The sequence below is a fragment of the Paenibacillus sp. NPDC056579 genome (assembly GCF_042793215.1).
Lineage (GTDB): Bacteria > Bacillota > Bacilli > Paenibacillales > NBRC-103111 > Paenibacillus_S.
The window spans coordinates 50,944-76,679 of sequence record NZ_JBHTVD010000020.1; the positions used below are offsets into that span (position 1 = coordinate 50,944).

The following is a 25,736-nucleotide window of genomic DNA, read 5'->3' on the forward strand; positions in this document are numbered from 1 at the left end:
AATGGTTGGTATCATAAACCTTAAGAAGAATGTCGAATCATGACGATTAATTTATTGAGAGGGGACTTATCATATATGATGAAATCTACTGGTATTGTTAGAAAGGTCGACGAGTTGGGACGTGTCGTTATTCCGATCGAGCTTCGCAGAACGCTGGGCATCGGCGAGAAGGACGCTTTGGAAATTTATGTGGACGGCGAGCGCATCATGTTGAAGAAATATGAACCTGCTTGTATTTTCTGTGGAAACGCTGAAAACGTGTCCTACTTCAAAGGAAAAATTGTTTGTCACGAATGTTTATCCGAAATGCCAATACCTGTGACAAAATAAAAAAAATAGGTTATAATAAGGATAGCACTTCTTACTAAGGTAATTCTAACCTTTTTCATATCTCCTCTATTCCCCAATTCATGATTTTTTATGAAATTGGGGATTTTTTTTGGGGTGGGGATGGAGTTTGAACATTACCGGGTTAGGGAGAAGGAATGTACCTCCGGCCGCTGTTTAAGATGGATTCTTATTATTCAGTTTTAAGGTTATAATCCATCTTAAAAGGCGGCTCGTGAACTCTCCGGTTCATTTCCTTACTCCCTTTTTTGCAATGTTCAAACTCCATTTATATAGTAGAGCTAACAAACAAGCCGATCGAGCATAGCTTCGATCGGCCTTTTTCAAAGATATTGTAAAATTTTACTGCCGGTGAAGCAGATTATACAGCTCCCGCTTAGGCATCTGGCGATCGGCGGCGGCCCGCTTGATCGCTTCCTTGCGGTCGACGCCCTGCGTCGTATAATGCTCCACATGCTCCTCCAGGCTGAAGGCTTCCCACCATGCGGCGGAATCCCCGCTCTCGGAAGCCGTGCTGCCCTCTACGACGATGACATACTCGCCTTGCGGCGGCACTTCCTTCAGCAGGTCGAGGCATTCCTGAATCGTACCTCTCGCCGCTTCCTCGTACTTCTTCGTCAGCTCGCGCATGAGACACATTTGCCGCTCCGGGTTCCACACCTCCAGCATCGCCTCGAGCGTCTTGACGATCCGATGCGGAGACTCGTAGAACAGCAGCGTCTCTTTGACCGGCTGCAGCGCTTGCAGCTCCTGCATTAGGGGCTTTTTGTCGCGCGGCAGAAAGCCGGCGAACGTGAAGCGGTCGGTAGGCAGGCCGGACACGATCAGCGCCGACAAGGCCGCATTCGCGCCCGGAATCGGAATGACGTCGATGCCTGCAGCGATTGCCTGCCGGACCAGGTCCGCACCGGGATCGCATATAGCCGGTAATCCCGCGTCGCTTACCAGCGCAATGTCATCGCCGGACTGAAGAATCCGGATGAGCTCCGGACCGCTGGCGTGCTTGTTGTGCTCATGATAGCTGACAAGGCGCGTCGATATGTCGAAGTGCGTCAGCAGCTTGCGCGTTTGCCGTGTATCCTCCGCCGCGATCCATTGCACTTCTTTCAGGATTCGGACCGCGCGAAACGTCATATCCTCCAAATTGCCGATGGGCGTGCCGACCAAATACAGCTTACCGGCCGCCTCTTCGTTTTGCTGATAGCTTTTTTGAATGTTCAAGTGATGGTTCCCCCGTTAGGTAACGGTTGGCTCGATAAGCTGGTCTCGTTTGCCGTAATAAATCTCCATCAGCTCATCGCAATATTCCGTTTTATTTTTGTAAACGATAAGCGGCGGAAGCGTTCGCAGCTCCGGCTTCCCGTCTTTCAGCGCTTCCACCAGCACCATGTTCGCTTCCTCCCCTGCCCGGGGATGCACGAACCGGATTCGCTTCGGCTCCAACTTATATTGACGCATCGTACAAAAGATTTCAACCAGCCGGCTCGGACGATGCACCATAGCCACTCTGCCTCCGCTTCGCACAAGCCGGCTGCTTGTCCTTACTACATCCTCAAGCGTGCAGAACACTTCATGACGGGCCGCAGCCACGTGCTCGTTTACATTTTGCTCGCCGTTAGGAACCGGGAGGTAAGGGGGATTGACCGTCACCACATCGAACGTACCGTTACCGAGCTCGGTGTGAATATTCCGCAAGTCGCCATGCACGATACGAATTTGCTCCTCCATGTCATTGATTCGAACATTGCGGTCCGCCATATCGGCAAGCCGGTCCTGTATCTCCACACCGACGATAGAAGCCTTCGTCCGCGTGCTCAGAAGCAGCGGAATGACTCCATTGCCCGTGCACAGATCCACGACACGCCCCCTGGGCGGTACATAGCTGAATCTTCCCAGCAGTACGGCATCCATCGAGAAGCTGAACACCTCGTCGCTTTGGATAATTTTCAGATCGTTGGTCAGTAAATCATCGATTCTTTCATTAATATGAACGTCTACTTTTCCCATAGATGAACGATTCCTCTTTCTTCAAAAAAAACCGTAGAGAAGCTGGCTCCCTACGGCGGTTTCCTTATTTATTTAAAAACGACAAGCAGAACAGACAATCGCCTTCCGTCCGCAAATGACCGTAATAGACATTACAGATGTGGAAGCCCTCATGGTACAGTCGGGCCAAATTATCGTAGCCTTCCCCTGTAAGCTCCTTGGCCTGTGCGGCGGTGACATGAATTTTGGGCACGACCGCAACCGGCGGCTCGGCATCCTTCTTCAACAGCTTGCGCAGCTGCTGATTCTCAATGCTTAACCGGTTATTTTCTTCCAGCAGCTCGATGATCTGCTTCTTCATCAGTCCGAGCTCCGAGTATAGGGTACCCATTTGTTCTTCCATTTGCTCAATCTGAACAAAAATGTCTCTTTTATCCACACATTCACCTCAAGAAAGCTGGAACCACCGTTAAAACTGCCGCTCCGCCACATCGTCAAAGGATAGCTCCATGACTTTACCGAGCTCATAAATCTGCACTTTTACGGTACGCTCGTTAATATTTAACGATACCACGCGGCCATCTCCTAATGAAGTAATCACATCGTTGCCTACACGCGGTACATCATCCTTGGCACTTTCGTAGTTATCATGCTCATATTTCAAACAGCACATTAACCGGCCGCACAGCCCGGAAATTTTCGTTGGATTCAAAGACAGGTTCTGATCCTTCGCCATCTTGATCGAGACCGGCTCGAAATCGCCCAGGAAGGAGGAACAGCACAGGATCCTTCCGCAAGGACCGATACCGCCCAGCATCTTGGCTTCATCGCGAACCCCGATTTGTCTCAACTCGATTCTCGTCCGGAACACGCCGGCCAAGTCCTTCACCAGCTCGCGGAAGTCGACTCTTCCTTCGGCTGTAAAGTAGAAGATGATCTTGTTGCGATCAAATGTATATTCAACGTCGACCAGCTTCATTTTGAGCTGGTGATCTCTAATTTTGTCCTGACAAATAGCAAAAGCGTTCTTTGCTGCGGATTTATTATCCTCTACCAGCTGTGCATCCGTCTGATCCGCAATCCGGATCACTTTCTTCAACGGCAGGACGACATCGGATTCCTGAACCACGCGTCTGCCGATAACTACTTTTCCGTACTCTATTCCCCGAGCGGTTTCGACAATAACCGAGCACTCTTTATCGACAGGCAAATCAATCGGGTCGAAATAATATATTTTACCGGCCTTCTTAAAACGAACGCCAACTACCGAGTACAAATCTACACCCCCTTCAGCTGCATTAACATTTTCTCCAGCACCAGCTGCGGGTTGGCATGAAAGCGAAGCCTTTTCTGCTGTTCGACCGCCTGCTCCAAGCACCGCACCCAGTGCTTCATATCGTAAGACAAGGCCAGTCCGCCCATCCAATCGGTTTGATCGGCATAAACCAGATCCGTACGATTGCCGAGATGAAGCTGCACCATGTCCTTTAGCCACAAAATGAGCAAATCCATAAACAGAGGTAGCTGATCCGAAAGCTCCGACTTGGCCAGCTTTTGCTGAGCCGTCAGCAGTGCCGTGGGCAAACGGGACATACTCTCCTTTGTTAATTGTATCACTAGATTTCTGATTTCTGCAAACCCATTTCCTTGCATCATCTGCCGAGCCGCATCCGGACCCGCCGCTAACCGCACGGCCGCCTGGATCAGAACGGAAGGCTGCCCCTCCTCCTGCAGCATGGAAACCATCCGGTCCCGGCTCATTGGGGCGAACGGAATCCATTGCGACCTGGAGCGAATCGTCGGCAGCAGGGCTTGTCCGTTATCGGAAATCAATATAGCGACGACCCGCGAAGTAGGCTCCTCCAAAAATTTGAGCAGGCTGTTCGCCGCCTGCACCGTCATTTTATCCGCATCTTCGAGAATGTACATTTTGGGCCCGGAGGCGGAGGCACGGTACGAAAATTGCTTCTGCAGCTCACGGATTTGCTCGATTTTGATAGAGGCGCCGTCGGGACGGATCCAGTGCAGGTCCGGGTGGTTGCCGTGCTCTACTTTACGGCAGTTGAGACACTCGCCGCAGGCGTCGTCAGGCAGCACCTCGCAGTACAGCGCTTGCGCGAAAGCAAGCGCCATCTGTTTGCGTCCCGTGCCCGCCGGCCCGGTAAATATATAAGCATGGGATACTTTGTCCGTGCGCAAACTGTTCTGCAATATACGCTTTACGCGTTCCTGTCCTTGTATCGATTGAAAAGACATCGCCGTCTTCGTAAAATCCTTTCCTATTATATATGGGTTTATTTCATGCCTAACGGCCGCTGATTAAAATGCAAGGTTAATCAGCATGCCGCGGATTTCACCGATCTTGTGAAGCAGATCGATGCGCCCCTGCTCGCTCTCCAGCAACTCGTCGGCCAGAGTAAGCAGCTGCTCGTCGATCTCCTCCAACAGCTTGTACCTCTTGGAACGGCCGCGGCGGTCCCAGCCGCGCGTATCGCGCAGTTGGACCCCACGGCGGGCCGTCTCCTCCAGGTATTGCTTCACCAGCAGCTTATATTGCCGCAGCTCCCTGACCGTCATTGACCGTGACAGCCGGTCTCCCTGCAAGTGAATTTGCTGGAGAATCCGCTGCAGCTGCTCTTGGCTCGCCCTCTCATCCTGCTGATGCATCATATCGGAGAACGATTTTTGCTGCAGGTGTTGGGAGGACGCTGTTTCGCTGCGCTGAATTTCTTTACCGAAAGGGCGCCAGCCCGGATTAATTTTCACGCCGCAACCTGCCCTTCATTAATAATGCTCGAATCGTTCGACCGGAAGGACGAAAACAGCCGCTCCGCCAACCTGAACCTCCACAGGAAACGGAATGTAGGAATCCGTCGTACCTCCCATAGGCGATACCGGAGTGACGATTTGCTCGCGGATTTTGCAGTTGGCCTTGATGACCTGCATTACTTCGTTCACCCGTTCATCCTCAATCCCGATCATGAACGTCGTGTTGCCTGCCCGCAAGAAGCCGCCCGTACTGGCCAGCTTGGTTGCGCGGAACCCTTCTTTAATCAACGCATTCGACAGACGGTTGCTATCTTTATCTTGTACAACGGCTACCACTAATTTCATTGGCGTTGGCCTCCTTTACAATTTACAATCGTTCCGGTTGGAGCTTGCTGCAAATGTTGTAGTGCCTGAAGGTAGTCTGTAGATGATGGTAAAACATATTGCATAACTATTAATTTGACACCGGTCGATTCAATTCCTTCTTAGCTCCATGCAAAGCTGTTTTGGGAACCGTAATAGCATCATTGCCATTCCCAAAGCAGCCTTAATATTCCGGATACACTGCTATTGTATGCCGATAGGGCCTCCCGGGTTCGAACGGCACTATAATATCGCGACATGTACTGCCTCCGCTTATGGCTTTTGCTTGTCCAGATAGCTCTGCAGCTGTTCCTTCACGTCGACGAACACTTCGTCCATACTGCGGTTGGCGTCTATGATGACGATACGGTCCGCAAATCGTTCGGCTAACTGAAGGTACCCTTCGCGGACTTTTTGGTGAAAAGAGAGCGATTCCAGGTCCAGCCGGTTAATTTCCCGGCCCTGGCGGGAGTGGATTCTTCTTAGCCCCTCCTCCGGACGGACATCGAGGTACAGAGTCAAATCGGGAAAAAGCCGATCGATCGCAAATTGATTGATCGTCAATACTTCATCGATCCCGAGCCCCCTGGCATAGCCTTGATAAGCAAGACTGCTGTCGATGAACCGGTCGCAAATGACGACTTGTCCCTGTTCGAGAGCAGGCACAATCTTCTCGACCAAATGCTGTCTTCTTGCCGCCGTATAAAGAAGCGCTTCCGTACGCGCCTCCATCTTCGTATGGTTCGTATCCAAAATGATGGACCGGATTTGCTCGGCGATTTCAATTCCGCCCGGCTCCCGCGATGTAACCACGGAATACCCCGACGACGATAAAAATTCGCTGACAAGCGTAATGACGGACGTCTTCCCTGCCCCTTCCCCGCCTTCGACCGTCAAGAAAATACCTCTGTGCATCTTGATTGCTCCAATCGTATAATAAGTGCCCTGCGGCTCTCGTAATTTATTTATTGCATCCCTTAGAGGGTTACTATGATTATATACTGTTTGCCGTTCAATACCTAGCTTTTCCTCGTCCCCGGTACAAAAAACGCGCACCTCGCTGATATCAACGAAGTGCGCGTTATGCAAAAGCATGCGGCTGCTAAGCTTAAGGACGATCTTTCTTAATAAGCGCCTGCTCCGGCATCAGCCGGTCCAAAGAATATATATTCGCGAGCCGTGACGGCGTGAAGTTGGAGGCGAAGCCGAAGCTCAGCTCGGCTTTTTGCGGATGCTTCCCATCCGGAATCCGAATGGCCATCCCTTCCGGCTCCCGGAACGATAAGGTATTCCCCGCTGTGATCAATTGCTTGTCGACGACATCGCCGGATGTCAAGCTCACGACAGTGATGTACGTGTTGCCTGTAGGAGGCTCGGATCCGCCCGAGCCGTAGGAAGTGCCCTCCAGCAGGTACAAATAGCCGCCGTAGGAAGCGAAGCCTTGAAATGTGCCTACCTTAGGCTGCGGCACGTCGGCAACCGGTTCGTAGTTACGGCTTTTTACCTGCTCCAGATCGTAGACGCCGAAGCGGAAGGCGCCGTCCTTGCGGTAGCGCATTGTCAGCAGCCCGTTGGCCGGATCGATATTGACCGTGGTGCGGTCTGCGCCCTCGATCAAGCGGTGCTTCTCGAGCTCCGGCGAATCTGGAGTCATAATGCTTCCGTTCTCAAACGGGAATCGGGCGATTTGCGTTCCCCAGCCGCTGCTGCCTTCCGTGACGGCGTCCGTCTCCGTCCACAAATATGCGGTTTCGCCTACGGTCTCCACTCCGATCTGAACCCCGTGGCCGAAGCCTTTCAAAAACATGTACCCAAGCTCGTTTCCATCCCAATCGAGCTGCGTTAACGTCAAGTCGCCGTTCTTATCCCGCGCCGATCCGCTGACAGGCGCGCTTTCTCCCGGAAGCTGCTGTCCTCCAGCCATGAGCTGAACGACATAAATATGCCGGTTCACGTTATCGAAAGCAAACGATTGGAGTACGGTACCGTTGTGTAAGGCTTTGTCGCGGATGATTTCCGTCGCCTCCGACGACAGGTCGAACATTTTCGAATGGAGCACTGGCTTTCCCTCACTAACGACGGGCTGCAGAATAGGAAGCAGGCTCAAAATAGTAATGCAGGCCACATGCTTCACTGCACGTTTTCCCGTGAATAAAGTACGGATCAATTGCTTGCTCTTCGTAAACAAACTGTTCATTGGATTCATACCCTCCCGCTTGATCTGGTTTGATCTCTTATGGTCTGGTCTGTTAGCAACGATACTGCACTGACATCCTATTTTCATTCTAAGCAAGGCTTTGGCTTTGCTGCAGCTTGATCCGCTTCAGCTCCTGCATGATTTGACAGCTGCCCCGGCCGCCAAACAAATCGTGCAGCCGATTGTATTGCTCGTACAGCCGGTCATATACCGCCCTATGCTGCGGATCGGGCCGAAAAGTCTCCTCCCTCAGCTTCGCCATACTAGCGCAAGCTTCCATCACGGTGTCATATCCCCCGATATGCTTGCCGGCGGCAACGGCTCCCCAGATGGCGGCACCCAGCGCCGGTGTCTGGGCGGAGGCGGACAGCTTGATTTCGCGTCCGGTCACATCGGCATAGATTTGCATCAGCAGCCGGTTGCGCTGCGGCAGCCCGCCGCAAGCGAACAGCTCCTCTACCGCGAGCCCCGCTTCCTCATAAGTCTCAATAATTTTGCGAGTGCCGTAGGCGGTCGCTTCCAGAAGCGCACGATAAATGTCCTCCGGCTTCGTCTGCAGCGTGAGCCCTACGATCAAGCCGCTCAAGTCCGTATCCGCCAGAACCGAGCGGTTCCCGTTCCACCAATCGAGCGCCAGCAGCCCGTGCTCACCGGGGTTGAGGGAGGATGCGCGGCGCTCCAGAAGCGAGTGCACGTCGATCCCTTTCTCTTGCGCCTCATGAGCGACTTCGGGTGATAACGCTTGGCGGACGAACCAGCCGAACAGGTCTCCTACCGCAGGCTGCCCCGCTTCATAGCCGAACAAGCCCGGGATGATTCCGTCCTCGACGACGCCCGTTACGCCTTCCATATGTACTTCTTTATCGCTAAGCAGCATATGGCAGAGAGACGTGCCCATCGCCATAACCATCTGACCGGCACGCACGGCCCCAGCCCCCGGTACGCCGGCATGCGCGTCGATAATGGCCGCGGCAACCGACGTGCCGGGACAGAGTCCCATCATCGCCGCCGCTTCGTCCGTCAGCTCTCCCGCTCTTGCTCCCAGAGGGAGAATATCCCCTGACAGCTTCGTGTCCGCGAAGCGCTCGAGCCGGGGATCGAGCTCCCGGAGGAAGGATGCCGGCGGGTATCCGTCGGCTTTGTGCCACATCGCCTTGTAGCCGGCACCGCAGCCGCTTCGCGTAAGCCTGCCTGTCATACGGGAGACGATCCAGTCCCCCGCCTCCACAAAATGATGCGCCGCCTCGTACACCTCGGGCGCTTCGTTCAATACTTGCCACGCCTTGGCCAGCATCCATTCCGGGGACGTCTGCCCGCCGTAGCGGTTCAAGAACGGCTCCCGCCTCGCCCGGGCCAGCTCGTTAATTCGCGCCGCTTCCTTGTGCGCGGCATGGTGTTTCCACAGCTTGACATAGGCGTGCGGCTCATCGCGGAACGATTCCAGCGCACAAAGCGGCCTTCCGTCGGCATCTACAGGAAGCATCGTGCACGACGTGAAGTCGACTCCGATGCCGATAACATGTGCCGGATCGACGCTCGCGGCTCGCAGCACTTCCGGGACCGACTGCCGCAGTACCAGCAGGTAATCGTCGGGATGCTGAAGCGCCCAGTCGTGGCCCAACCGTTTGCCGGTGCTGGGCAAGGACTCGTCCATGACGCCATGGGGATAGCGGGTGACATGGCACGCAAGCTCTTCCCCGCTGCAAGTGTCCACTAGCACCGCCCTGCCGGATTCCGTTCCAAAATCGATCCCGATCGTATACCGCCGTTCCATCGTTTGCACGCTCATCCCTTCCGTTCGATCAGCTTACGGATCTGGATGGCCGGCTCGGGATTGTTCACAGTCATCAGCAAGGACCCGCTCCCGATAGCGTAGAACACCTGCTGCTCCGTATCGGGACAGTAGCACCAAGGAAGCACGCCCTGCCTTTCATAATCCTGGACCAGCTGCGGCGTCAACAGCTTCATGCTAATCCCGACAGCCCACATTTTCGATATGGTGCCATCTTCCCCTGGAACATAATTGGACATCAGCTCGCCCGGGAACCCCTGCGTTTTCAATTGATAGGTGTCATGAATATAAGCAAGCACCTCGGCATCGAAGCAGGTGAATATACAGCGCGGGATAAAATCGTATTTCTCCAGGATGGCAATAGACGCGTCCGCAACCTCTTTGGCATCGGGGCTAGGCTTAATCTCGACATTGAGCAGTACGTCCGGATAGGAGGCTAACAGCTCGCACAGCTCCTCGAATGTAGGGATTTTCAACCCTTCATACACTTTGCCGAACCATCCTCCGGCATCGAGCTGCTTCAGCTCGGCACATGTAAGATCGCTTACTTTACCGGTGCCGTTAGTTGTCCGGTCCACAGTTTGGTCATGGATGACCATGACGACTTTATCCTTGGAAAACCGGAGGTCGAACTCCAGCATATCGACCCCTAATTCAATCGCTCTTTGAAAAGAAAGAAGCGTATTTTCCGGATAAGCGGATTTCCAGCCGCGGTGGCCGGCAACAATAATGGACGGATTCGTTTGCAAACGGGTTATCATTTGGTTTCTATCCCTTCTATTTATATATCGCCTTCAGGCCAATTGAAGCGGTTCTTTCAAGTCTGCTTCACACAATGCACTATTTCTTTAAAATACGTTCCGTTTCCTTCTTGAACGTATCCAGCGTGCTGGCGATATCCTTGTTGTCGTACATAATCGCCTGGATGGCCTTGAAGAACTCCTGCATCACTTGCGTCCACGCAACATGCTTATTCGTATCGACTGCGTACTGAAGCTGATCGTATGCGACTTTGCGGTTCGGCTCCTTGGCCCACAAATCCTTCATTTGCTGCGATTCTACCATCTTCTTCGTAAATGGAAGGTAACCGGAATCGAGTATAAACTGCAAGCCGCCCTTAGGATCGGTCATTGCCCAGTTCACAAACTCCCATGCCGCGTCTTTGGCTTGCGAGCCGGACATAATGGAGATATTCGCTCCCCCTGTCGGTGTAGCATACACTTGATCCATCGGCAAGTAAGCCGTAACATACTCGAACTTGGCGCTGTCCTTCAAGCTACCGATAACCCCCGTCGACTGGAACATCATGCCGATTTTGCCGCTGGTGAACATCTGATTGACGATATTGCCCGAGTCTTGCGCCGGAGGATAGTACAAGGCGCCTGTGCCTTGCAGCTCTTTCAGGAACTTGAACGTTTTTTCGCCTTCTCCGTTAGTAAAGCCGATAGATGTGCCGGCGTCATTGAAGAACTTCCCTTTCGCCTGGGAAATCATTGCAATAGGATACCAGGTGTCATAAGGCATACTGAAACCATACCGCTTGTATTCCCCGTTTTCTTTTACGACCAGTGCATTGGCTACCTTTTTCAGGTCCTCCCATGTTTTTGGAATGGCCAGCCCTTTTTCGTCAAGCATCGTCTTGTTGACGTGCAGAATCGGAGTGGAGCGGTTAAACGGCAAGGAAACGAGCTTTTTATTAAATGTAGAATGGCCCATCAGCCCTTGCGGGAAATCGTCGGCGGTCATGTTGGACTTTTTCATATAAGGCGTCATATCCTCCAACACTTCCGAGTCAGCGAACATTTGTACGTAAGCGCGCTCGAGCATCGTGACGTCCGGTCCGGTTTTGGCCGCAACCGCTTGTTGAAGCTTGGTTACCGTCTCGTCATACGAGCCTTGGAATGTGCCTACCACTTCGATTTTGTCGTGCGTTTCGTTGAACCGTTTGATCATCTCATTGATGTAGTCGCCGTTTTTCCCGCCCAGGGAGTGCCAAAATTGCACCGTCGTCTTGCCGCCCGCCGCATTGGAAGGAGGATTCGCCGCGGGCTCCGTCGCTCCTCCCGAACACCCTGCGAGCAGACTGGCCGTCATCGCCGTTGCCATTACTATTGCCGGAAGCTTTTTCCTCATTGTGATTATCTCCTTTAGATTTGGATTGGTTATCGCCGGTCTGTCTCATTACTTGATACCGGAATAAACGAACGCCTTGACGATTTGCTTGGAAGCAAACATATAAACGATAAGGATGGGAACGACCAGAACTACGTTGCCGGCCATAATAATGTGCCAGTTGCTGATTCCTTCGGTCTCTCTCAGCATCGCAATCCCCATGGTAAGAGGGCGAACCGCTGCTGAATCCGTCATGACGAGCGGCCAAAAATAGTCGTTCCAATGGCTGACGAAGCTGAATAGCGCGATCGTGGCCAGGGCCGGCATAGACATTGGGATCATAATGCGCCGCATGATCATAAGCTCGCTTGCGCCGTCTAGACGTGCAGCCTCGACCAGCTCGTGCGGAATCTGCATGAAATATTGGCGCAGAAGGAAAATACCGAAAGCATTCGACATGAACGGAATGATTTGAGGCCATAGTGACTTGATAAGCCCCGCATCCGCGAGCATCAAATAGACCGGGATAAACGTCACCTGCCCCGGAATCATGAACGCCAGCAGTACTGTCCCGAAGAAGAGCGCGCTCCCCTTGAACTTATACTTGGCAAAAGCATACGCCGCCGGGATCATGACCGCCGCTTGCAGGACGATGATGGACAGCGTCACGATCACGGAATTTCGGGCATACGTCACGAACGGACCGGCGCTCATCGCTTTAACAAAGTTGCTCCACTGCGGAACCGCCGGAAGCCATGTTGGCGGAAAGGTCATTGTCTCCTCAAAGGTTTGCAGTGAGGTGGAGATCATCCATAAGAACGGGAAGATGAAGGCCATAAGGACGACCGCTTTCAGCAGTACGCCGACGGTCCAACGGAACGGTCTAAGCCATGAAGCCGACCGGACGCTGTAGGTACGGACGCTTTCTACACTTTTTTCTTGCTGTACTAACACAGGAAGGACACCTCCTTGGTCGCATGAATAGCCGAGTTATTGGTAATGAACTCTCTTTGACAGCACTCGGAAATAAATGAAGGTGAGCACGGCAATAATCGCCATCAATACGACCCCTGTAGCCGAGGCATATCCGATACTGTTCGATCTGAATTCGTAAATGTAGTAAACGAGGGTGGTTGTAGATCCGCTCGGTCCGCCTCCGGTCATGATTTTTACCGTATCGAACACTTTGAACGAACCGATGGTCATAATGATCAGAATAAAGAAGATCTGTGGTGAAATCAGCGGCAGCGTAATCCGGAAAAATACGTCGGCCTTGCCGGCGCTGTCGAGCTCCGCCGCTTCATAAATTTGAGGATTCACTCCGTGCAGCGCCGCAACGATAATCAAGGTGTAATAGCCGATTCCCTGCCACACCGAAACGATAATAACGGACAAGAGCGAGGTGCTGGAGCTTTGGAGCCAAGGCATCGGGGGTAGCCCGACCGCTTTCAGCATGTAATTGAGCATGCCGTGACTCGGCTCCATGAGCCACATCCATACCAGTGCGACGGAGACGATAGAAATAATGTGAGGCGTAAAAATACCCGCTTGAATCACTTCGTTAAAGCGCGATTTTTTCTTGAGCCATACGGCAATGAGGAGAGATAAGGCCAAGGTTAGGAAAACGACACCGACGGTATAAATCACCGTATTGAGCAAAGAATGATAGAAATCGCCACGGGAGAAAATCTCCTTGAAGTTGTCCAGGCCTACGAATTTGCTCTTGGCTTTGTTCAGCAAATTGTATTTGTAGAAGCTTAATTTGAGCAAATACAGCACCGGATAAAGGACGAACAAGATGATGCCGAGCATAGCCGGCGCGATCATGATGTAAGGACGAACCGATTCCCATAGTTTTCGTTTCCTCATGCTGCCTCCTTCTTTCTACGCATTTTCATCAAGCAAGCGTGCATCCATTTTATGATTGCGCTTTCAAAGCTGTCAAGTACCCGGATGCATCTGCCAGCCGATGCCGGTTTATTTACTTGCATCCGTTTCTGTAGTACAATTTTCATGCGACTTTCACTGTGTCACCAGTGAAAGTCGAGATATGTTTTTTTCCAGTCTCTGTGGGCCAAAGCAGATTCCATTGCGCCAGCTAGGTCATCTGCTTGGTTCACCTCTACAAACCGTTCCGGTATCAGGCGGCGTAACGTTTCCTGACAATCCGGTTCCACCATCACCTTCAGCACCTCACGGAAATCTTTGTCCGAGCTTCGGCTGCTGCCATGAATCGTAATCCCTTTTTCCAGCACATCTCGTGTATTGATGGGAACCAGCTCCTCGCTTACCCCCATAGCAATAAGATGCCCGCCGTACTTTAGAATGTCGATTCCCTGGTTCAACGCGCTCTCACTAAAACGTCCACCCGTGCACTCCACTACAATGTCAACCTTGTCACCGGCTGAAAAATCGTAGGTTTGCACCATTTCGGTTGCCGCAAAGGTAAACTCGTCCAGCTTCTCCCTTATCGCTCCGAACACCGTCAGCCGGTCGCTACCGACCCCGAAAGCATGGTGAAGCATCGCTGCGGTCAAATATCCTACGGGTCCGTCTCCGAATACGGCTACTCGTGCCCGGTCCAGCAGATGCGCCACGCCTCTGAGCGCCCGGTACGATACGCTGCACAGCTCCGCCAATACGGCGATCTCGTCGGATACCGAATCCGGAATCGGAATGAGGCACGGCTCCGGCAGTACCAGCCTGCTCTGAGCGATCCCGTCCGTCCCGCTTCCCAGAAACTCGCTATGGGAGCAATAGTTGTCCTCGATCTCGCCCCGGCATGCCGGACAGCATTGCTCCGGCTGCACATTTTGCAATAGGTAGCCGGGCACATACGGAACGATGACCACCCTTTGTCCTTGCTCGATGCCCGCTGCACGACTTTCCACCACAACGCCTATTCCCTCGTGAAGCAGCGCCATCGGCAGCTTTCTGGCCAAGACCTCCGGCTTGCGATTCCCGCCAAAATAGCGAAGATCGGCGTGACATATGCTTGCCAGCGTCGGCTCGACGACCGCGAATCCCTCCCTCACGTTCCGTTCGACCCTGACTTCCTGAACGGTATGGGGCTGTGTCAATCGTAAAGTTCTTGAGTTCACTGTTGCTGCTGCCACTAACCGTAACACCTCCATCTACCTGAATCCTGTTTATAATTATGAATTTCCGGCCGAATGGGACGGCCTGGAAAGGTTCACCTGAGTATGGAATGGGCCTATACCGTAAGCACTTGAATCCCCGCATCCCGAAACGGCTTAATATCGAACTCCGACACCTCTTTGCCTGTAATCAAAGTGTGGATGGAGCTGTTCGGAGTCACGGTGTGCAATGAAATTTTGCCGAGCTTCGTGCCGTCCGCCACGACGATAACCTCCTGCGCCGCAGCGATCATCCCTTGCTTGGCCAATACCAGCTGAGCCTCCGGGTGCATGAGCCCGTGCTTCGGATGGATGGCCGGCGTACCGAGAAACGCTTTGGACACGTGAAGCGAACGAAGCACATGGTCGGTAAACATGCCGTTCAGCATGTAACTGGACGGGTACAGCTCGCCTCCCGTTACCGTAACGGTCACGCCCGGAGCATCCTTGAGCTCGGCTGCCACGTTGATATCGTTCGTTACGACGGTAAGATGGGAATGATGAATCAAGTTCTTGGCAATATGAAGCGTAGTCGTGCCGGAATCAATGATGATATGGTCTCCGTCTTCCACCAGGCTCGCGGCCATTTTACCGATGCGCATCTTCTGCTCAAGCTGGACATTCGACCTTTCATGGAAGGGAGGCTCGTTATTCGTTAAACGCTCTACAATGACGCCGCCCCGTGTCCGTTTGAGCAATCCCTCCTGCTCGACTTCCGCAAGATCCCTGCGGATCGTTGCTTCGTGAACGCCGAATTCCTTGGCCAAAACGCTGACCGAAACGGCTTGATAGTGCCTGACATACTCGACGATTCTCCATTTTCTCTCCGCTGCCAGCAATACGCTCCCCCCAGTTTACAAACAAACAACTTCGCGCATTTATTGTTCATTAGTGCTCGTTTTTGCACTTTTAGATTACATCGCGGTCATCCTTTTTGTCAATACTGTGATTTTAATTATTTTTTTGCCGCTGAAAAAGAGAAGTAGAGACGTCGGAAACCGTCTTACCTTTACAAAATCTTTGAAAAATCTTAATCATATGTTCGTACGTATTCGAAATTGCTCATTCATGCTTGATTCGAACAATCGATGAGAGCGAATTTTCGCGCAGAAGCATAAAAAGCGCGCCCCCTAGACCGTCCTGGAGCACGCACTCGCTTTATGACAAAAGCCCGCTCGCAGCTTCATCGAAGCGGCAAGCGGGCTTATCTTTGATCAGCTAGAGCCAGGCGCTATTTTTGTGCCTTGGCTTTGAAGCTTTCATTCATTTCTTTAATATGGCTTTGGTATCCTGCGTCTTCTTTCATTGTTTTAACGAACTGATCCCAATCGTTCATGCCGGCTTTCCCGATAATCACATTGATCATCATATCGTTGATCTTTTTGTTCCAATCTGCGCCTTTTTCCTTAAACGCGGCCGATTTGGTCAATCCGTATTCCGGATTCGGCTCGGATTGGCTGCCAATCGTATCGATCAGCTTCTTGTTGTATTCCAGCACATCGGTCGGCATACCGGAAGTAGCGGCACGCAAATATTTGTTATAATAGCCTGTCACCCATTGGCCCGTAGAATCGCCGGAGTAGCCTTTCTTCTTGCCTTCCTCCGTCTGGGTCACCGTTCCGTCGGAGCCAATCGTGTAATCGACATCCTTGATGCCGTACGTTCCCATGTTGTATCCTTCTTCGGTAGCGGTATAATCGTAGATTTCCAAAATGCGCTTCAGCTTTTCTTCGCTGACTTTTTTGCTGATCAGGAATTGGCCGTAATAGCCGATGGCCTGCTCATAATGCGGTTTGCCGTCAGACGCTTTCGGCAGCTCGTAGGCTACGAGATCGGCATTCGGATTCGCTTTTTTCAAATCGACATTGAATTTATACGCATCCACTACGTTGTTGATAGCGGCGCCGGCTTTCCCCTGCACGACCATATCCCGCACCTGCTGGCTCTTCATTACCGGCAAATCCGGCACGATGCCGCCCGCCTGATACGTTTTGTTCCAGAATTGCAGCGCTTCTCTCGCCTGCGGGGTCATCCAGTTCGGCGTGATGCCGTTCGCATCCTTTTGCCAGCCGACACCCGCTCCGAACATACTGATCAAATAGTTTGCCGGTCCCGGAGAACCGAACAGCGCTAAACCGAACGTATCGGCTTTTCCGTTGCCGTCGGGATCCTTTTGCGCGAAGGCGGACAATACGGTGTACAGCTCGTCCATCGTTTTCGGAGGCTGCAGCCCTAGCTTATCGAGCCAGTCCTTGCGCAAAATGAGCGCCTGAGCTCCGTCCAGCGGACGTACCCTTGGCAGCGAATACAGCTTGCCTTTGATCGAAGCGTTGTCGAACACGTTTTGCGGATATTTCGATAAATTCGGGTAATTTTTAATAAAAGGCGTCAATTCCCAGAAAGCGCCCTTGTCGATAGCGTTCAGGAAGCTCGGTGTCGTTCCGAAATCTTCTACGAACGTAACGTCGGGAATGTCGTTGGAGGCAAGCAGCACGTTCAATTTCTCGGTAATGTTGTTCGCCGGAATGTAGTTGATTTTCAGGTTGGCGTTGAACTTCTCGCCGATTTTTTTCAGCCCTTCCAGCTCGCCTGTAGGAGTCGCGCCGAAAGCAATGGTTGTAATGGAAATATCCATCGGCTTGCCGGCCGCGCCGCTATCCTTCGACGACGCTTCGGAGCCCGACTTGCCGCCGCATGCGGTCAGAGATGCGATTAACGCAACCGAAACGGCACCTGCCATCATTTTATTCATTTTGCTCATTCTTAAAGACCTCCCTTAATGTATGGTTTCTATAGACAGCTGCGGTTATCCTTTCTTTAGCCTTTAACCGAGCCGACCATCATCCCTTTGACGAAATACTTTTGCAAGAACGGATACACGATAACGATAGGCAAGGAGGAGACGACAACCGCAGCCATTTTGATAACGTCCGGCGGTACGGTTTGCTCGCTCTGAATCATAGCGGCAATGCTCGGATCGGCAACCTGAGTGGAAGCCTGGATGAGCAGCATTTGCAGAATCACCTGCATCGGCCGGAGCGTATCGTCGTTAATGTAGAGCACCGCGTTGAAGTACGTATTCCAATACCCTACGGCGAAGAACAGCCCGAATGCAGCAAGCGCAGGCAGCGAGAGCGGCAGCATGATACGGAAATAGACACCGATGTCCGAGCAGCCGTCGATTTTGGACGCTTCCTCCAGCTCTGAAGGCATCTCCTGATAAAAGTTTTTCATCAGGAATACATACCAAGCTCCCGTCAGTACGGGCAAAATAAGCGACCAGAGCGTGTTCGTCAAGCCGAGCGAATCGACCAGCATGTAGTTCGGGATCATTCCCGGCTGGAACAGCATCGTCAGCAAGATCGCTACGAGAAAAAACTGCTTCCCTTTCAGCCGCTGGCGCGAAAGCACATAGGATAGCGAGCTGGTTACCACCAGGCTTAGGATCGTTCCCCCGATGGCCAGCACTGCGCTAATTCCCATAGAGCGTAAAAAGGTGTTAGTCGACAAAATGTACCGGTACGAGTCGAGACTCCATTTTTCCGGAAACAGCACGACCGATTTGGTAACATATTCATTCGCATCCGTGAAGGATACGATAATAACGTACAAGAAAGGCAGGATCGTCACTAACGAAACAACGGTCAGAATCGCATAGTTGAAAATTTCAAACAGACGGCTGGATGCGGTAGGTTTCATCAGTACAGCCCCTCCTCTCCGAACCTTTTGGCCAAACGGTTGCCTCCGACGACAAGAATAAGACCGACAACGGATTTAAACACGCCGACAACGGTTGCGTAGCCGAATCGCCCGTTCAATATACCCACGCGGTATACATAAGTATCGAATACATCGGCAACGTGAGAAACCGGGGCGCTGGCCATCAAATAAATTTGCTCGAAGCCGACCTCCATCACTTGTCCAAGGCGCAGGATGAACAGCACGATGATCGTACTGCGGATTCCCGGCAGCGTAACGTTCAGCATCTGCTTCCAGCGGTTGGCTCCGTCAATTTGAGCCGCTTCGTACAGCTCCTGATTAATGCCGGTCAGCGCCGCGAGGAAGATGATCGTTCCCCAGCCCGCTTCTTTCCATATACTTTGCGCTGTCAGCATGAGCCAGAAGGAGCTCGGATCCGTCAGGAACGGAATCGACTTGCCTCCCGATTCGGTAATGAGCTGATTTACTACGCCTGTCCCTTGACTGAACAGCAGGTAGCATATCCCGACTATGACGACCCATGACAAGAAATGCGGCAAATAGACGACAGTCTGCACGAAACGCTTGAACAGCATCCCGCGAACCTCATTCAACAGTAATGCCAGCACGATTGGCATAGGGAAGAAAAAGATAATGTTCATGAAGCTGATGCCCATCGTATTCCGGAACAGCATCCAGAAATCCGGATTGGAGAAAAACTCTTGAAAATATTTGAACCCGACCCAATCGCTAGCCCAGAACCCGCTCCAGGGCGAATAATCTTTGAATGCCAAAGCCAATCCCCAGATAGGAAAATATTTAAATATGAGGAAAAACAACAGTCCAGGCGCAGCCAGTACGTACAACCACTTATCCCGTTTTATGGCGACGGCCCACTCCTGCAGCACCCCGCGCTCCTTCCGCTTCATCCCTTCGGTTCGCAAAGAAGACGGCTGCTTGCCCGTTCCGCGGATCGCCTCAGCTCCGGTTTGTTCCATGCGGTTCACCTCCCAAGTTAGTTGTCCTAAGCTGCCGCGACATTGATTCCATTATTGTAAAGCCTTTCACCAACATGTCCGTTGGGTTACCTTGGTCAATCGAATCGTTTCAGCCGGACCGAATGATTGTATAGTACAGCGACCATGACCATGGGCTCAAGGTCCAATTCTTATGCCGCGGCAGCGTCAAAAAAAGAGGGTGCCCCTCACCCCCGCGACGCTCCGGATACCGCATGGAGCCTGGGTTTTTCACCTCGATCCCCACTTTTTAAGCTGACCTGCCCATTAAAAAATGAGCCCTGCCGAAAGCGGTACAGCAACGCAAAAAAGCCGCAGGCTCCTGTGGTAGAAGGAGGAGACTGCGGCTCGATGCTTATTCTATTCTTTTGGCGCTAGGCTTGCCCCTGGTCCGATTCACGAAATTGACCGGGTGTGAGACCGGTATGCTTTTTGAATACACGGATAAAATTTTTCGGCTGATATCCTACCTTCTCGGCTACCTCGGACACGGATAAATTCGTCGAGAGCAGCCAGGTTTTGGCCTTTTCGATTCGGTAGGCCGTTACATATTCGATGAACGACACGTTCATTACCCGTTTGAACAGCTTGCTGAAATAAGGCGGGCTGAGCCCGCATTTTTCCGCCACTTGGTCGAGCGACAGATCGAGATGGTGATGCTCTTCGATATACGATACGGCTGCATCGAGCGTTCTGGCGTACTCCTGGTTTTGCCGCTGCAGTACATTGTGTGCGATCGGACGCACCAGCCGCTCAAGGAACCAATCGTTCAGCTCGCCGATCGAGCGGCATCTTCCGATTTGCCGGTACGGATCGACTTCATCCGCATGCCCTCCGAGATCGTCCGGCTTCAGATTCAGCGAGAAGGCTACCCGCATCGTCGCGGTGAACAGCTGATAGTATGCCGTCCGGATCCCCTCCGTCTCCCGGAGAGTGTCCCTGGCATATACAGCGAACAGCTCCAGATGCCGCTCCGCTTCCGCAGCGTCGCCGACTCGCAGCGCCTGTTCCAGACCCGCCTCGATCTCGAACGGATACGGGTACGGCTTAGGCTCCTGCGCATCCAGATCGGTGCTGCGGATGACTTGTCCCGTTCCCGCCCAAAACCGGGAACGAATCGCCATCGCCGCCTGTCCGAACCGCATCGGAAGCTCGTTCGGCTGCCCGGGCCCTTCCCCGATTCCTGCCGTTACGGGCAGCATCAAGTAATTGGACAGCTCCGATAGAACCTGTCCCGCGAAATCACGAACGCCTGCGAACCAATCGGCCGGATCGGAAGCGTCCTCCCACAGCCATATGGCGACCTTGTCGTTCAGCAGGTTGACCGTCATGCCGTTAACGCCGCTTTGCAGCAGCAGATCCTGCGCAATATTTTTGATCGTAAACACAATCAGCTCCTTATCGCTTTCCCCGAACCGGCTGCCGCTATTCGGCGACTGATCATATGCCAATATGAACACGGCATGCGAGTGACGGTAGGGCACCTCATACCGTTGAAAAATAGCCTCCAGCTGCTCCGTCGTATAATGAGCAAAATGCCCCTGAATAAATTGCAGCGCAAACGCCTCGCGGATAGCCGGAAGCTGCTCGCGCAATTCCGTTTGCAAGCCGCTCGTCTTTTGGTTCAGCTCGGCCCAGCGGCTCTGCACGTAGCCGATTTCATCCGTGTGCAGCTCTCCCTGGCGGTTGCCGCGCACAAGGGAGACCAGATGCTCGATCGGCCGGTAGATGCGCCTCGTTCCCCAAGCCGTCGCCGTGCCGCCCAGCAGCAAAAAGAGAATAATGATGCCTGCCGTTATGACCGCAATTCCCCGCGATTTGGCATTCAGCGCCTGGAGAGGCACCATATCGAGATATGTCCATCCGTTAAAGGAGGAGACATAGGACGTAACCAGGTAATCCTTGTTATTCCAACGGAAGGAGAACGGACTTCCTTTCGCCGCTTGTTCCTTAACCCGCTCGAATAACCCTTCAGGAGCCTTTTGTCCCGCAGAGGAGACGACCCACTCTCCTTTATCATCCAATATAAACGATTGTTCCCCTTCGTAGACCGAGTACTTCGTCATATTTTCCTGCAGGAAGGTTGGAGCTAACTGAACGAACAGAAGCCCGATCGGCTCCGGCGATTGGAACGGCACCTGACAGATCAAGGTTACCCCCCTTTGCCCACCCTCCGGCTCCGGCATGAACAGAAACGGCTCATGAACCCAGCTCATCGCTTCGGGTGAAGCCATCAGCTGCTGAAGCTGCCTACGTTCCTCTTCTCCGCTTAGCTTGCGTCCCCCTCCATCCGGAGAAATCAAGTAATCGTCCTCCGGAATATACATGAGGATGTGCCCTACCTCGGCATTGCTAATCTGCAAGGACGATAAATTTTTAAATAAACTGGAGTAAAATCCGGAATAGTTCGTCCATTTCAATTCCGTCAAATTCGAACTGAAAAACGACCCGAGCAGCATCTGCAATGCATTGCTTCGGACCCTTTGAAGCGTTGTATCTATGGAATAAGAGGCGTGCATCAGGACTCGGGCATTCGCCTGGTCTACCTCCTTGCGGATCGCCGAGGCTGAGAAATAATAACTGGACACCCCTACGGCTATAACGGGGATAATAGATGCTAACAGCGATACGACAAGCATTCGCCGCAGCATCGTCTTTCGGAATGCTTCGAATGGATTCCGGATGCGAAAATAACCGTATTTCATGCTGTGACCCCCTCGTGGCTATCTTCACGTCTTTTTAGTTTATCGATGGACCGGCCGCGTTACAATACATTGAGCGGACCACGGATCTATAATGAGATAAGCAGCGCAGTTATTGTGTTTAGGTATGCATTGCGCAACGATGCTATGTGTAGTGTATGCGGGCGCCTGTCCGGACATCCGGGCATTCTAGTCCAGCCTTTGTCCATGTCGGCTACCTGACTCTTTGCGCTTTATGCTGTAATCGTTTGCGTACATGCCCATTTTTTATCATAGCGACTGAGTATTAGCTTGCTCAAGGAACAATTTTTATGATCCTCTTATCGTAAAAAGTGGGCATGACCCTGGCACGCTCAACGCAAAAAACGCATGCCCGGCCATGCCGCCGGAGCCTGCGTTTCTTCCTTCACTGCTTCTAAGAAATCAGCACGGACAGCATCGGCTGCTCGCCGTCTATCAATCCGTGGATACGGGCACCCATCCGCACCAGCTGCTGCAAATATCGGACAACATCGGAGGTTATCACTTCTCCGGGACTCAGCACTGGAATGCCGGGCGGATACGGAACGACCATCTCGGCCGACAAAAGGCCCACCGTATCGCTCAGCGGGACTTGAGCCGTCCCCTTTTTCCTGTAGACCGATTCGTCGAAGGACACTGGCTCGGATAATCCGGTCATGGCCGAATAAGATGGCAGCGTCACGCTTACTGTCCCTTTCGCCTCGACATCGTGCCTCAGCTCCGCTATCTGCTCCAGTGCGCGAGCGAGCTTTTCCGCATCCTCTTCGGTCGATGCCATGCTGAAAACCAGCAGCACCGCTTGGGGATCGGCCAGCTCTACATAGCAGCCGCGTTCCTCCAGCGCATCCTTCAGCTCGAAACCGCTCATGAAGTCCGCCGCATCTTTAATGGCGATTTTGAAAGGATCCCGTCCTACTTCAATATCGCGGCTAGGGAGCAAAAACGTGAACCGGGTCTGATCTCTCATCCGCTCCATGAATTGATCGACAATGCGGATTCCGCGCTCCAGCATGTCCATCCCTTGCGTATCCAGCTGCCTGCGGCTGAGATCCAGACTTGCCATCAATGGGTAGGACGGGCTTGAGCTTTGCAGCATCGTTAAGTACCGCTTCAGCTCCTTGCGGTCTATCCGCTCTCCCTGGACATGAAGCATAGCCCCCATCGTCATCGAGGTAAGCAGCTTATGGGTGGATTGAACCACCACATCAGCCCCGCAGGATAACGCCGACTTCGGAAGCGCCGGATGGAATCCGAAATGGCCGCCGTGAGCCTCGTCCACCAGCAGCGGCTTGCCGTAATCGTGCAGCAGCTGCGCAATGCCTTCAAGCGGAGTCGCCATACCGTAGTAGCTTGGTCTGGTAATAAGCAGCCCCTGCGCTTCTGGATATTTTTGCAGCGCCGCCTTTACGTCTTCCTGCCGAACCCCTAACGTTAACCCCGTCACAGGGTCGATCTCCGGATTCAGGAATACGGCCCGTGCTCCAGCCAGCATCAGTCCATGAATAACGGACTTGTGCGCATCCCGCTGCACAAGCAGCAGATCGCCGCGGCGGCAGACGCTCATAATCATCGCCAAATTGCCTACCGTGCTCCCGTTTATAAGAAAAAACGTCTCCTCGGCCCCGAAGCATGCCGCAGCCAGCTGCTGCGCTTCCAATATGGCTTCCTCCGGGTGATGCAAATCGTCCAATCCCGAGATCTCCGTCAAATCGAGCTGCATGATCGATTCATAGTATGGCCGTGCGGCCTCATCCAGGCCTTGTCCCGATTTATGGCCGGGAACGTGCAAGCTCACATGACGGCCTTGAGCATGCTCTACCAATCGCTCGAATAAAGGAGCGCTGAATTTATCCATGGTGTAAATCTCCCCGTTAGCTTTTCAATCATTTTATCTCCTCTATTGTAACAAAACAAAAAGGCTCCGACCAACGGGTAATCCCCATCAGCGAGCCTTCATTTCTTTGTAAACAGGATTATGCATTCTTTTTGTAAAAGATTTGCCTCATTTGGTGGATAAAAAAAGGATATTTGGCATCCATAACGTCAGTTTGGATCATTTCATGTTCGCATTCTTCACAGATGAATTCGGATATAATCATAATGCCATTTTCCTTCGTTTGTCCGCAGATGATGCAGTTATGGGCTACAACAGGCTGTTGTTGTACGGCGTCTCCCATACGTCTCACCTCTATTCTTCTTTTCTACCAGTATGTCCGCTTTCTCTTAAAGTAAACGTTGTTGATATATTTTTATGAAAATGGCATGTACTTGGTTCCGAAAAGCTTATATTTCTTACCGCTTTTGCCGATAAAGAAATTGCAATTCAAATCTATGAAAATGGACGAGTGAGGTTCAACGTGATACGAAAGGAATTATCAAAAGAATCGACAATTTACCATTATAAGCTGCTGCAGAGAATTCATTATAACTCGCGCTATTTTATTGCATACTGGTGCTTGCCGGGTATCTTATTTTTGTGGGATTTGATTCGTCTGCAGCCTCTCCCTATGCTGATTGGGGTATTGCTGATCCCAGTACTCCATACCGTGCTGATTTATTTATATTTTACCTTAAAAGAAAAGCGGCCGCTGCACCAATGGAAATTTCAATTTACGCTTCCTTGGTTTGGATATGCTCCTACCAATTATATCGCATTGTACCGGATCCAAGGTATGAATATCCATTTACTTTGGGTTACAGCTGTCATATGCGGCTGCTTTTATCCGTGGATCCCGCTTACGGCAATCCTTCATCTGATGTTCATTCATGTGTGGATTATGCTTCCGCGTTTTATCATCCAGTTCTTCATGCGGCAGCATCAGGAGAATGGCTACTTGAAGTTAAACGATCAGGATGCCTCGTGCTATGAACAATAAAGAAAGCAAGCAGAGTTAGAACCGAGTGCTTAGGATTGATTTCTTCGGGATCGGGTGAAAAAGCGATACACCAAATAAATGATCACACCCCAAAACAGAAGCCCGATAATGGATAACGGCGATCCGGCGCCTGGACCGAAGCCCATAAAGCCAAAAGGATTGAACAAGCTTCCCAGCAGAGCGCCGGCCGCGAAACCGCCAAAAATGCCTCCCCAGCCTCCACGTGTCGTATTCGGCACGTTCGGTGTCGTCCGCGGGTTGGTAGTTACGTTAGCTGGAGCTCTGCCAGGTGTCGTTGTCCCCCCTCGGGTCGCCCCAGGGCTTCGTCCACCGGAAAATGTTCCTCGACCCGAACGATACGCTTGTCCGGTGATCTCCCCTTGCTCGGTTGTGCCGGTCCCCTGCCATTGTTGGTTCATCTCCGGCTTGTACAAGCCGTCGGCAGCTGCAACCCAGCTTATTGGAGCCGTCAAAAAAAGCAATAACACAACGGAAATGATAACAGATCTTTTCATTCGGACTCCCTCCATTATAACAGATGAATGCCCCACCCTTTTTCCACGCTTATTATCGTTTACCCGTGTGCTTTCTATTCGGTCCGCCGATCAGCCATAATCAAGAAAAACAAAAAAGAGCCTTTCTGGAATTTATCCAGAAAAGCTCTTTGCCGTTGCTTGGCGACGTTCTACTCTCCCAGGACCCTTCGGTCCAAGTACCA

At 52.2% G+C, this 25,736-nt stretch carries 25 protein-coding genes; 2 read left to right on the forward strand and 23 right to left on the reverse strand.

The genetic code is table 11. The features are described 5' to 3' along the window. Positions 1-75 precede the first annotated feature (75 nt). A complete protein-coding gene (locus ACFQ88_RS38135; protein WP_010501678.1) occupies positions 76-330 on the forward strand; it encodes an AbrB/MazE/SpoVT family DNA-binding domain-containing protein in 255 nt (84 codons plus the stop codon). Positions 331-690: 360 nt separating this feature from the next. Here the strand turns inward: ACFQ88_RS38135 and rsmI are convergent, their stop codons facing one another. From rsmI to ACFQ88_RS38245, 22 genes are all read right to left on the reverse strand, one after another. Beyond that, positions 691-1,569 carry a 16S rRNA (cytidine(1402)-2'-O)-methyltransferase gene (rsmI, locus tag ACFQ88_RS38140; RefSeq protein WP_379462996.1) on the reverse strand — a complete coding sequence of 293 codons (879 nt, stop codon included), beginning with the start codon at positions 1,567-1,569 and terminating at the stop codon, positions 691-693. A gap of 15 nt (positions 1,570-1,584) precedes the next feature. Then, positions 1,585-2,355, reverse strand: a complete 771-nt coding sequence (locus tag ACFQ88_RS38145; RefSeq protein ID WP_379462998.1) for a tRNA1(Val) (adenine(37)-N6)-methyltransferase — start codon at positions 2,353-2,355, stop codon at positions 1,585-1,587. Positions 2,356-2,419: 64 nt separating this feature from the next. Continuing rightward, positions 2,420-2,773, reverse strand: a complete 354-nt coding sequence (gene yabA, locus ACFQ88_RS38150; RefSeq protein ID WP_239630878.1) for a DNA replication initiation control protein YabA — start codon at positions 2,771-2,773, stop codon at positions 2,420-2,422. Positions 2,774-2,803: 30 nt separating this feature from the next. Beyond that, complete coding sequence (locus ACFQ88_RS38155) at positions 2,804-3,610, reverse strand: PSP1 domain-containing protein (protein WP_239630877.1); 807 nt, start codon at positions 3,608-3,610, stop codon at positions 2,804-2,806. A 2-nt stretch (positions 3,611-3,612) separates the two neighbouring features. Then, positions 3,613-4,590, reverse strand: a complete 978-nt coding sequence (gene holB / locus ACFQ88_RS38160; protein WP_379463001.1) for a DNA polymerase III subunit delta' — start codon at positions 4,588-4,590, stop codon at positions 3,613-3,615. A gap of 63 nt (positions 4,591-4,653) precedes the next feature. Continuing rightward, on the reverse strand, positions 4,654-5,100 hold the full coding sequence (locus tag ACFQ88_RS38165; protein ID WP_239630875.1) for a YaaR family protein: 447 nt from the start codon (positions 5,098-5,100) through the stop codon (positions 4,654-4,656). 18 nt (positions 5,101-5,118) lie between these two features. After that, the gene (locus tag ACFQ88_RS38170) at positions 5,119-5,448 is read right to left on the reverse strand and encodes a cyclic-di-AMP receptor (RefSeq protein ID WP_239630874.1); all 330 of its coding nucleotides are present in this window, start codon (positions 5,446-5,448) and stop codon (positions 5,119-5,121) included. A gap of 291 nt (positions 5,449-5,739) precedes the next feature. Continuing rightward, the gene (gene tmk / locus ACFQ88_RS38175) at positions 5,740-6,381 is read right to left on the reverse strand and encodes a dTMP kinase (protein WP_379463004.1); all 642 of its coding nucleotides are present in this window, start codon (positions 6,379-6,381) and stop codon (positions 5,740-5,742) included. Positions 6,382-6,574: 193 nt separating this feature from the next. Further along, a complete protein-coding gene (locus ACFQ88_RS38180) occupies positions 6,575-7,663 on the reverse strand; it encodes a phage baseplate protein (RefSeq protein WP_379463006.1) in 1,089 nt (362 codons plus the stop codon). Between the two features lie 88 nt (positions 7,664-7,751). Further along, the gene (locus ACFQ88_RS38185) at positions 7,752-9,437 is read right to left on the reverse strand and encodes a ribulokinase (protein WP_379463029.1); all 1,686 of its coding nucleotides are present in this window, start codon (positions 9,435-9,437) and stop codon (positions 7,752-7,754) included. A gap of 11 nt (positions 9,438-9,448) precedes the next feature. Then, complete coding sequence (locus tag ACFQ88_RS38190; protein ID WP_379463008.1) at positions 9,449-10,216, reverse strand: glycerophosphodiester phosphodiesterase family protein; 768 nt, start codon at positions 10,214-10,216, stop codon at positions 9,449-9,451. 79 nt (positions 10,217-10,295) lie between these two features. Further along, positions 10,296-11,588, reverse strand: coding sequence for an ABC transporter substrate-binding protein (locus ACFQ88_RS38195; protein WP_239630870.1), 1,293 nt, complete (start codon positions 11,586-11,588; stop codon positions 10,296-10,298). Positions 11,589-11,636: 48 nt separating this feature from the next. Continuing rightward, entirely contained in the window at positions 11,637-12,404 is a 768-nt protein-coding gene (locus tag ACFQ88_RS38200; protein ID WP_379463031.1) for a carbohydrate ABC transporter permease, read from the reverse strand. A 153-nt stretch (positions 12,405-12,557) separates the two neighbouring features. Further along, positions 12,558-13,436 carry a carbohydrate ABC transporter permease gene (locus ACFQ88_RS38205; protein WP_239630869.1) on the reverse strand — a complete coding sequence of 293 codons (879 nt, stop codon included), beginning with the start codon at positions 13,434-13,436 and terminating at the stop codon, positions 12,558-12,560. Positions 13,437-13,597: 161 nt separating this feature from the next. Further along, positions 13,598-14,683 (reverse strand): alcohol dehydrogenase catalytic domain-containing protein, encoded by a 1,086-nt coding sequence (locus ACFQ88_RS38210; RefSeq protein WP_379463011.1) that lies wholly within the window; start codon positions 14,681-14,683, stop codon positions 13,598-13,600. 98 nt (positions 14,684-14,781) lie between these two features. Then, positions 14,782-15,543: a DeoR/GlpR family DNA-binding transcription regulator gene (locus ACFQ88_RS38215; protein WP_239630867.1), complete on the reverse strand. Its 762-nt coding sequence runs from the start codon at positions 15,541-15,543 to the stop codon at positions 14,782-14,784. A 392-nt stretch (positions 15,544-15,935) separates the two neighbouring features. Further along, positions 15,936-17,465: an extracellular solute-binding protein gene (locus tag ACFQ88_RS38220; protein WP_239630866.1), complete on the reverse strand. Its 1,530-nt coding sequence runs from the start codon at positions 17,463-17,465 to the stop codon at positions 15,936-15,938. Between the two features lie 56 nt (positions 17,466-17,521). Further along, positions 17,522-18,403 (reverse strand): carbohydrate ABC transporter permease, encoded by an 882-nt coding sequence (locus ACFQ88_RS38225; protein WP_239630865.1) that lies wholly within the window; start codon positions 18,401-18,403, stop codon positions 17,522-17,524. Beyond that, positions 18,403-19,401, reverse strand: coding sequence for an ABC transporter permease (locus tag ACFQ88_RS38230; protein ID WP_379463014.1), 999 nt, complete (start codon positions 19,399-19,401; stop codon positions 18,403-18,405). Before ACFQ88_RS38230 ends, ACFQ88_RS38225 begins: the two co-directional genes overlap by 1 nt. 392 nt (positions 19,402-19,793) lie before the next feature. Next, positions 19,794-22,124, reverse strand: a complete 2,331-nt coding sequence (locus ACFQ88_RS38235; RefSeq protein WP_379463016.1) for an AraC family transcriptional regulator — start codon at positions 22,122-22,124, stop codon at positions 19,794-19,796. A gap of 412 nt (positions 22,125-22,536) precedes the next feature. Next, positions 22,537-23,997 (reverse strand): aminotransferase class I/II-fold pyridoxal phosphate-dependent enzyme, encoded by a 1,461-nt coding sequence (locus ACFQ88_RS38240; protein ID WP_379463018.1) that lies wholly within the window; start codon positions 23,995-23,997, stop codon positions 22,537-22,539. A 118-nt stretch (positions 23,998-24,115) separates the two neighbouring features. Further along, positions 24,116-24,319, reverse strand: coding sequence for a sigma factor G inhibitor Gin (locus ACFQ88_RS38245; protein ID WP_239630862.1), 204 nt, complete (start codon positions 24,317-24,319; stop codon positions 24,116-24,118). Positions 24,320-24,499: 180 nt separating this feature from the next. Between ACFQ88_RS38245 and ACFQ88_RS38250 the strand changes: the two genes are divergently transcribed. Continuing rightward, positions 24,500-25,018 (forward strand): hypothetical protein, encoded by a 519-nt coding sequence (locus ACFQ88_RS38250; protein ID WP_379463020.1) that lies wholly within the window; start codon positions 24,500-24,502, stop codon positions 25,016-25,018. 29 nt (positions 25,019-25,047) lie between these two features. Here the strand turns inward: ACFQ88_RS38250 and ACFQ88_RS38255 are convergent, their stop codons facing one another. Continuing rightward, on the reverse strand, positions 25,048-25,533 hold the full coding sequence (locus tag ACFQ88_RS38255) for a hypothetical protein (RefSeq protein ID WP_379463022.1): 486 nt from the start codon (positions 25,531-25,533) through the stop codon (positions 25,048-25,050). Between the last annotated feature and the right edge of the window lie 203 nt (positions 25,534-25,736).